This window comes from Rhizobium mulingense, from assembly GCF_029194105.1.
In the GTDB taxonomy this organism is placed as follows: Bacteria; Pseudomonadota; Alphaproteobacteria; order Rhizobiales; family Rhizobiaceae; genus Rhizobium; species Rhizobium mulingense.
On record NZ_JARFVE010000034.1, the window covers coordinates 1 to 7,751 of the forward strand.

The 7,751-nt window shown below is 57.6% G+C and carries 7 protein-coding genes and 2 pseudogenes; 4 read left to right on the forward strand and 5 right to left on the reverse strand.

Annotated features, from left to right (window positions below; translation table 11 throughout):
• Window positions 1-758: 758 nt before the first annotated feature.
• Together PYR71_RS31110 and PYR71_RS30270 are read left to right on the forward strand one after the other, a co-directional pair.
• Complete coding sequence (locus PYR71_RS31110; RefSeq protein ID WP_237350514.1) at window positions 759-845, forward strand: hypothetical protein; 87 nt, start codon at window positions 759-761, stop codon at window positions 843-845.
• A gap of 221 nt (window positions 846-1,066) precedes the next feature.
• Window positions 1,067-1,999 carry a cation diffusion facilitator family transporter gene (locus PYR71_RS30270; RefSeq protein ID WP_012489540.1) on the forward strand — a complete coding sequence of 311 codons (933 nt, stop codon included), beginning with the start codon at window positions 1,067-1,069 and terminating at the stop codon, window positions 1,997-1,999.
• Window positions 2,000-2,129: 130 nt separating this feature from the next.
• Here PYR71_RS30270 and PYR71_RS30275 read toward each other — a convergent pair whose 3' ends face one another.
• From PYR71_RS30275 to PYR71_RS30285, 4 genes are all read right to left on the reverse strand, one after another.
• Window positions 2,130-3,722 carry an IS66-like element ISRle3 family transposase gene (locus tag PYR71_RS30275; protein WP_016737534.1) on the reverse strand — a complete coding sequence of 531 codons (1,593 nt, stop codon included), beginning with the start codon at window positions 3,720-3,722 and terminating at the stop codon, window positions 2,130-2,132.
• 74 nt (window positions 3,723-3,796) lie between these two features.
• Complete coding sequence (gene tnpB / locus PYR71_RS30280) at window positions 3,797-4,141, reverse strand: IS66 family insertion sequence element accessory protein TnpB (RefSeq protein WP_003592504.1); 345 nt, start codon at window positions 4,139-4,141, stop codon at window positions 3,797-3,799.
• 91 nt (window positions 4,142-4,232) lie between these two features.
• Window positions 4,233-4,523, reverse strand: a complete 291-nt coding sequence (locus PYR71_RS31115; protein WP_077989901.1) for a transposase — start codon at window positions 4,521-4,523, stop codon at window positions 4,233-4,235.
• Window positions 4,524-5,113: 590 nt separating this feature from the next.
• Window positions 5,114-5,842: a carbonic anhydrase gene (locus tag PYR71_RS30285; RefSeq protein WP_029532496.1), complete on the reverse strand. Its 729-nt coding sequence runs from the start codon at window positions 5,840-5,842 to the stop codon at window positions 5,114-5,116.
• 620 nt (window positions 5,843-6,462) lie between these two features.
• Here PYR71_RS30285 and PYR71_RS30290 point away from each other — a divergent pair.
• Window positions 6,463-6,711, forward strand: a pseudogene (locus tag PYR71_RS30290) (biotin/lipoyl-containing protein); the annotation flags it as partial.
• Window positions 6,712-6,826: 115 nt separating this feature from the next.
• Window positions 6,827-7,609, forward strand: a pseudogene (locus tag PYR71_RS30295) (ISNCY family transposase); the annotation flags it as partial.
• Window positions 7,610-7,626: 17 nt separating this feature from the next.
• Here PYR71_RS30295 and PYR71_RS30300 read toward each other — a convergent pair.
• The coding region (locus PYR71_RS30300; protein WP_323115715.1) for a transposase domain-containing protein at window positions 7,627-7,751 on the reverse strand (125 nt) is incomplete at its 5' end.

The following is a 7,751-nucleotide window of genomic DNA, read 5'->3' on the forward strand; positions in this document are numbered from 1 at the left end:
TATCCCGACGTGGCGCGGGCATCATGAAATCAATTTTCGAGGAAAGAGATCATGTCAGACATTGTGGAGCAGCTGAAGAAGGTCCGCAAGCTGCAGTCCCGCGCCGCCGCTGCCAAAATCTCAGCATTTGCAATGGCCAGAACGAGAGTTCGATGGTGAGCTCACTGGCATGATCATGGCTCTCAACCACGCGGCGGTTGCCGCCTGAAGAACTGCCAGACTCTCGTTGCCGCAGACGACATTGCTGCGCAATCTCGCGAACAAATCAGGAGAACGGTGTTGCGTTTCACAATCTTTTGCGGCCTCCTGCTGCTCGTCGTCTGGGCGAAGGCACTAACGAGTTACTTCGTCTGGCATTCCATCCACGAAGTCATCGTTGCAATGGTGGCTAGTTTGTTGCTTCTTCAGTGGGCGTATATCGCAAGCCTGCTCTTTTCCATCTGGCAATCCAGCCGTAATTACAGGAGTCGCCAAAGGGCTCGACGATCCGATCATCGCTAGACTAGAACGTGGTGTCAGCCACAGCCTATCATGAGGGCGAAAACCTCGGCGTTCTTTGGAACGCCTCTCATCAAATCAGATCCAACCATGAGTCAACGGAATTCGAACCTGCCGGATGACGTGGATGCGTCGAGAGCCCTATCGCCGCGCAAGCTCTGCAACCTCGGCCGTGCCATGATGACGTGTAACAGGTGGCCTGCTCATGCCCTATCTGTGGTGGCTCCGACTTCATTCGCGGCGGCGAGACCGTCAGCGAAGTGCTGGACTATGTTCATGCTTCCTTCCGTGTCGTGCATCATGTCCAGCCCCGCTTTACCTGCAAAGCAAAATTGGCCCTTGTTTAGATAGTCGAGGCCGCACTGCCAGAACACAGCGAGGCGATTTTGTCTTGTGGCCAGGTATGTGAAAGACGCTCATGCGAGCCCACTGGACAGGAGAGGTCAGCATTTGAATTTAAAAAGGTACCTTGATCCAAAAGTGGATGTGCTCGCTTCAGTAGCTGAATTGGATGGTCTGTACCGCGTCCAGAGGACCATAAAGAAACGTAAGTTATAAGGCTGAGCCTATGAATTTCATGAGAACGGAGCAGGGGCTTCTCTGCGTTTCAATTGCCGTTACCATCCTCCTTGCCTGCATCGGCATTTTGTTCGGGATCATTTCAGGTTCGTTCGCAATCATATTCGATGGTGTCTACGCATTGACGGACGCTGCTATGACTGTCGTAGCTCTGCTTGTTACAAAGCTCATCGCGTCATCCGAAGCGCCCTCCAGCAAAGGAAAACTTATCGAGCATTTCACGATGGGGTTCTGGCATCTTGAGCCCATAGTCTTGGCTCTCAACGGCATTCTCATAACCGGGTCGGCTGTTTACGCACTTGTCAACGCAATCGGCAGCATTTTGCATGGGGGACGTCCGCTCAACTTTAGTCAAGCGATCGTCTACTCCGTCGTAACACTCGGTGTGACAGCCACCATGGGGGTTATTGGTGATCGAGCTAATCGTAAGATCAAATCTGATTTCGTTGCCCTGGATACGAAAGCTTGGCTGATGTCCGCCGGGCTAACGATCGGGTTACTCGTCGCGTTTGCCATCGGATATTTCATTCAGGGGTCTTCTTACGAATGGATCTCGCCGTTTATTGACCCGGTCGCGCTGGCATTAATCTGCATTGTGATCATTCCCATTCCGGCGGGCACGGTTCGGCGAGCGCTCGCCGACATACTGCTTGTTACGCCATTAGATCTCAAACAACAAGTTGACGCGGTCGCCAAAACAATCATCGAACGACATGGATTCATATCCCACCGGGCTTATGTGGCCCGGGTCGGCCGAGGCCGGCAAATCGAGCTACATTTCGTTGTCTCAGAGGACCTCCCGGCGAGGAAATTGCAGGAATGGGATAAGATCCGTGACGAAATCGGGCTCGCGATTGGTAACGAGGGTCCGAGTCGTCGGCTCACCATCGCCTTTACAACCGATCCTGAGTGGGCGGATTAGGATTTTGAACCGAATTTGGAGCCCTGTATCGCAGGCATTCCATAGCGGGCGTGATCCTCGAACCGGATGCATAGCTCGGCGTTTTTTCCAGCCACCATGCGTCAATTTGTAAGCGACAAGCCGTGGCCGTTCAGGCGGCGTAGTTCCATGGCATGAGCGCGTCGATTTCACTGCTGGGCCATCCATTCGCAAGGCGCTCAAGCGTCTGGGTCAACCAAGCTTGCGGATCGACTGCATTCATCTTTGCCGTTTGCAGGAGCGTCGCGATGGTCGCCCAAGTCCGGCCGCCACCGTCGCTTCCAGCGAATAGACTATTTTTTCTCGTGATCGCTTGGGGTCTGATTGCTCGCTCGACTATGTTGGAGTCGAGTTCGATGCGGCCGTCGGTCAGGAAGCGCTCGAAGATGTCTCGACGCGAGATGGCATACCGCAGAGCTTCGGCGAGTTTGGATTTTCCAGAGACCCGTGGCAGGGTCGCCTGCCAGAGAGTGAAGAGGTCACGGACGATCGCTGCGGAGATCTCCTGGCGTGCAGCGACACGAGCTTCAGGGCTTTGGCCGCGCACACGCTCCTCGATCTCCCATAACCTCGCCATACGCTCGACGGTGTCTGTAGCGACCTTCGAGCTCTTTGCGACATGCAACTCGTAGAACTTTCTCCGGCTGTGCGACCAACAGCCGGCCAGGATGGCGCTGTCATTGCCTCCATCTTTCCGGACGAGCTTGTTATAAGCGGCATATCCGTCGACCTGCAGGATTCCACGATAGCCGCTCAGGTGTCGTGCGACACACTCGGTGGCTCGACTGTCCTCGAAGCGATAGGCTACCATCGGTGGACCGCTGCCCCCAAAAGTCCGGTCATCCCTGGCATACGCCCATAGCCATGCCGTCTTCGCTGATCCGGAACCAGGTGCAAGTGTGGGCAAGGTCGTTTCGTCGGCAAAGATCCGTTCGGCCTTCTTGATCTCATCGAGGATGTAGTCGGCGAGGATATTGAGCTCGAACCCCAGCTTGCCCATCCATTGAGCCATCAGCTTGCGGTCGAGTTCGACCTTGTCGCGTGCGTAGATGGCTTCCTGGCGATAGAGTGGCAGCCCGTCGGCATATTTGGAAACGGCGATCTGGGCCAGAAGTGCTTCCGTTGGAATGCCACCTTCGATGATATGTGCCGGAGCCGCCGCCTGGACGACACCATCCTCGTTCCTAAAGGCATACTTCGGCCGACGGGTGACGATGACACGGAACTTCGCTGCCACGACATCCAGCCGCTCGGAGACGTCTTCTCCAATCAGGATTTTGGTCTTACCTGCATGTTCTGGAAGCTCTTCCGGTTCGATCACGACCTCGACGCGCTCAAGATGAGGCGCAAAGCCCTTGCGTGGCCGCGGAGCGCGTTTGCTGTCCGCGCTACCGCGGCCTTTCGTGACCTGAGCCTTGATCGTCGCAATGCCGGTCTCGATCTCTTCGAAGACAAAGGCGTGCTGCTCGTCATCGACGGTGGATGATGCAAGCCTTTCCGAGCGTCGGCCAAATCGGGCGCGATCGAAAGCCTTCAGGATCTGCGTCAGCCGCTCGATGCGCTCATCGGCGTCCGCGTTGCGGGCCTCTAGATCGTCAACCTGCTTCTCCAAAGCCTCGACGCGGGCTGCTTTTGCGGCCATGGCAAGAACCATGGCTTTGAGAGCCTCTACATCATCCGGGAGCTCAATCTCGGGCCGCGTCATGGGTATGATCAGAGCATATTTTGCCGCGCTCCGCCCATGCTTTCAGGGACCTGATTCACTTCGCCGCAGCGGTTTTACCCAACAATCTCGGGAGGCTTCACCGGCGTGGATCGAACCCGCTTCCAGTCCATTCCGTCGACTAAAGCCAGAAGCTGGGCATGATTGAGCTGGACGCGATGATGGCCGATCCGGGGCCAGCAGAACTGGGCTTTTTCCAGCCGCTTCGCATAGAGGCAAACGCCGGAGCCATCCCACCACACGATCTTGACTCGGTCTGCTCTCTTGGCCCGAAAGACATAAAGTGCACCGTTGAACGGATCACTGCCAGCATCCCGTACCAGCGAAAGCAAGCTGTCCGGCCCCTTTCGGAAGTCGATGGGATGGCTCGCAAGAAAGACCTTCACGCCGGACGGGATCATGCCGACCGCACCGCTCGGATCACCCGCTGCAGGTGTGCTTCGCCGATATCTGCGTCGGCCCGGATAACGACGTCGCCGATGATAAGCTCGATCATCGCACGTGTGCCAATCGTCCCAGTCTCCGTCTGACCAGCCCGATTTGCGAGGTAGATCGTTGTCCGTCACGAGCATCACGACGCCAGCCAAATAGCTGCGAGGGATGTATGCCGATGCGATGCGCAATGGCTGAGACGCTTGCGCCGGGCTCCATTGCCTCAGCCACAGCCCGCGCTTTAAAATCATCGGACCAGCGGCGCCGAAATTGCCGTGGGGCGCCCTCAAGCCGTTCCGGAACAGCCTCGATCATATGGAAGTTTCTAGTTCCAGAGCTAGGCGCAGACATAGAAGCTCACAGTTTGTGAATCGTCTGTCCGCAATACAGCGGCCAACGCTACTGACGCCAGATGGGGTCAGCTTGTCGCTTACGTCAATTTCACGGTTCGTACCAATCTTCGATCAATGCGGCCAGTTTCGATGCCGTAGTTTTCCGTTATGCCTCCAGGCGCGATACTCGATTCAGCGAATAGGGTTGGCTGAACCCAGATCGCGCCTTTGCGTTCAAGCTCCACAGGCGGTTTCGCCGTCTTGATCTTGTTGAGATCCTGCCGGAGGCCGATTGTCTCGCGTTCTTTGAAACGAGCGACGCCTATGTCCTTGTACTGGCTCAGGAGGGCGCGGCCCAGCTGCCCAGGTTCCGATAGATGTCATCGCGCAGCTGTCGGACCTGTCGATTGAGCTCACCAAATTGCGCAGGCGTATGGTCGGAAATTTCCAGAAGAGCGTCGCCCAGGCAGCCAGCTCGCGACCTCAGCTCCGGCCCGCGTAACCCGCCGGGTGATGCTGCGGGCGGCAAGGGTCATCAGCGACTATGGTTCCGCGAACGCGACGAGGCGCCCGCGGATAGCCGTCGGCAACATGAAGTCGCCTCGTAGGTCAGACCTTGTGCAGAAAATCGACCACGCCGGTATCGAGATCATAATAGGCGGGCACGATCTTCACCTTGCCTTCCTCGACCAGGCGAGAAACAATCGCACTTTCGGTGAGGATGCGCTCGGCGCCGTTGAAGGCATTGGCATGGACGGTCTTGTCGACAAAATTGTCGCCGCGATCGGTCTCCGCCAAAGCCACGGGCAGGATCGGCTGGGTCATCTTGCCGATTGAGCCATCGAGCTTGGTGCCCTTGGACACGACCTCGCAGGCGGCGGAGACCGCCCCGCAACGCTTGTGGCCCATGACGACGATCAGCGGCGCATGCAGATGTTCGGTGCCATATTCGATCGTGCCGAGCACATCGGTGTCGACCACGTTTCCGGCATTGCGGGCGACGAAGAGTTCGCCGAGCGTCACCCCGCCGAATACAAGTTCCGGCACGACACGGCTGTCGGAACAGGTCAGCACGATCGCCCAAGGTGCCTGGCTCTTGGCGACGTCCTGCCGGCGCTTGGAAATATTGGCGGCGCAGGCTTCCGTGTCGGTGACGAATTTCTTGTTGCCTTCCTGGAGTTTTGCCAGTGCTTCATCCGGCAGGAGGGCGGGAGCGTTCGAGGCGAATGCCGGCATGGTCATGTCAAAGCCTGCAGTCATGACGGCCACGCCTCCGATGCCGGCAAATTTCAGCAGGGAGCGACGGCTGAGTGGGGAGGAATTGCATTCAAAGCACATGGTATCGGTCCTTTTGCAATATCCGGGATGGCTGCGGAGAAATGGCACCTGCTCCAAGTCATGTCCGGCAATTCTCCGGGAATCGGAGAATGGCCGATTGGTTATGCCTTGATATGGCACTCATCAAGCGGAATTTTGACGCATCGGAGGAGCTAAGCCAATCCTGGAGTATTGCCCCGGCCGTACGGTAGATCAACCCGGCCCTGACGGGTTCTGGCGAGGGATGCTCATGCGCGGCATATTGGGTTGCAAGGGACCCTTTGGGCGCTGCCTTCTGCTTCTTTAGTGGCTCCGCTGCCGCCGGCGGGATCGCATTCATTAACTCACTCGGGAACCTAAGAGCATTTGTGGGGCCGTTCGTTATAGGGTATCTCCGTAGTCAGCCCGGAGGTTTTTCTACAGGCCTATACGCTTTGGCAATCATGGGCCTAGCCGCGACAGTCATGTTGATTTTCCTCCTGCGCCTCCTGCGCCAAACTTGATAGAAACAACCAGATGTTCTTGTGTTTGTTGTCACGTGAGCCGAGCCGGTTAGGTGCACAACGAGATGCGGCTCGGGTCCGCGAGGAACCAACAGCAAGAGCTCGCAAAATTCCTCAGCGTCACCGGCCGCCGTCTTCGCACCCAAGGCCGAACCCGGCAATGCCGCTCATGTCGGCGCACCGATGCCGGGCGCCATCTCGCGCGTCTTTATGTCGCCCGGACAGGCGATCAATGCCGACGATGTGCTGGTGTCGACCGAAGCGATGAAGGTGGAAACGGCAATTCACGCCGAGGAGAACGGCACGATCGCCGAAGTTCTCGTCAAAGCCGGCGACCAGATCGATGCCAAGGACCTGCTTGTAACTATCGCGGCCGGTTCAGCGTAAAGTTCCATAACGTTGATTATGCTATTTGGTGCTGTAGGCGCAAAGTTGAAGTGTCCTGTTTCTGCAAAGTTGGAATGTCACTCTCCCCGCGTTTGATGGCGCGGGAGACAAGCGGATGGGACTGATTGCGATGAGCGAGCGTGACCTGCAGCGGATCGAGGTTTTGTCGAAGGTTGCCGACGGGCGGATGACGATGGTGTCGGCGTCGCATGTGCTTGCTCTCAGCGAGCGCCAGGTGCGGCGGCTGTTGGATCGCATCAGAACGACCGGTGCGGCATCGATCCGCCACAAGGCGATCGGCCGGCCGTCGAACAACCGGATCAGCGATGGTGTTCGCGATTATGCGGTGACGCTGGTTCGTGAACGTTATGCGGATTTCGGTCCGACGCTGGCGGCCGAGAAGCTTGCCGAGCGCGATGGCTTGCGTGTGTCGCGCGAGACGTTGCGCGGCTGGATGACGCAGGCCGGATTGTGGCTGTCACGCAAGCAGCGGCGGACGTTTCATCAACCGCGGTTGCGGCGCGAAGCCTATGGCGATCTGGTACAGATCGACGGGTCCGAGCATCGCTGGTTCGAAGATCGTGGAGATCCGTGCTCGCTGTTGGTGTTCGTCGATGATGCGACGGGCCGGTTGATGCAGCTGCGCTTCGTGCGCTCGGAAAGCGCCTTCAGCTATTTCGACGCACTTGAGCTTTATCTGAAGCAGCACGGGGCGCCGATCGCCTTTTATTCCGACAAGCACTCGGTGTTCCGGGTGACGAAGAAGGATGCCAAGGGTGGCCAGGGCATGACCCAGTTCGGGCGGGCACTCTCGGAGCTAAATATCGAGATTCTCTGTGCAAACTCCAGCCAGGCCAAAGGCCGTGTCGAGCGGATGAACCGGACGCTGCAGGGTAAGCGGCAAGCTGAGACCGTTCAGCGCGCGTAATTCCACGGCATGAGTGCATCGAGATCGCTGCTCGACCAGCCGTTGGCGATCCGCTCAAGTGTTTGGGTGAGCCAAGCCTGCGGGTCCACGTTGTTCATCTTCGCCGTCTGAA

Coding starts and splice junctions, on each gene's coding strand:
- PYR71_RS30270 (WP_012489540.1), top strand. CDS start 1,067: ATGAATTTCATGAGAACGGAGCAGGGGCTTCTCTGCGTTTCAATTGCC.
- PYR71_RS30275 (WP_016737534.1), bottom strand. CDS start 3,722: ATGACGCGGCCCGAGATTGAGCTCCCGGATGATGTAGAGGCTCTCAAA.
- tnpB (WP_003592504.1), bottom strand. CDS start 4,141: ATGATCCCGTCCGGCGTGAAGGTCTTTCTTGCGAGCCATCCCATCGAC.
- PYR71_RS31115 (WP_077989901.1), bottom strand. CDS start 4,523: ATGTCTGCGCCTAGCTCTGGAACTAGAAACTTCCATATGATCGAGGCT.
- PYR71_RS30285 (WP_029532496.1), bottom strand. CDS start 5,842: ATGTGCTTTGAATGCAATTCCTCCCCACTCAGCCGTCGCTCCCTGCTG.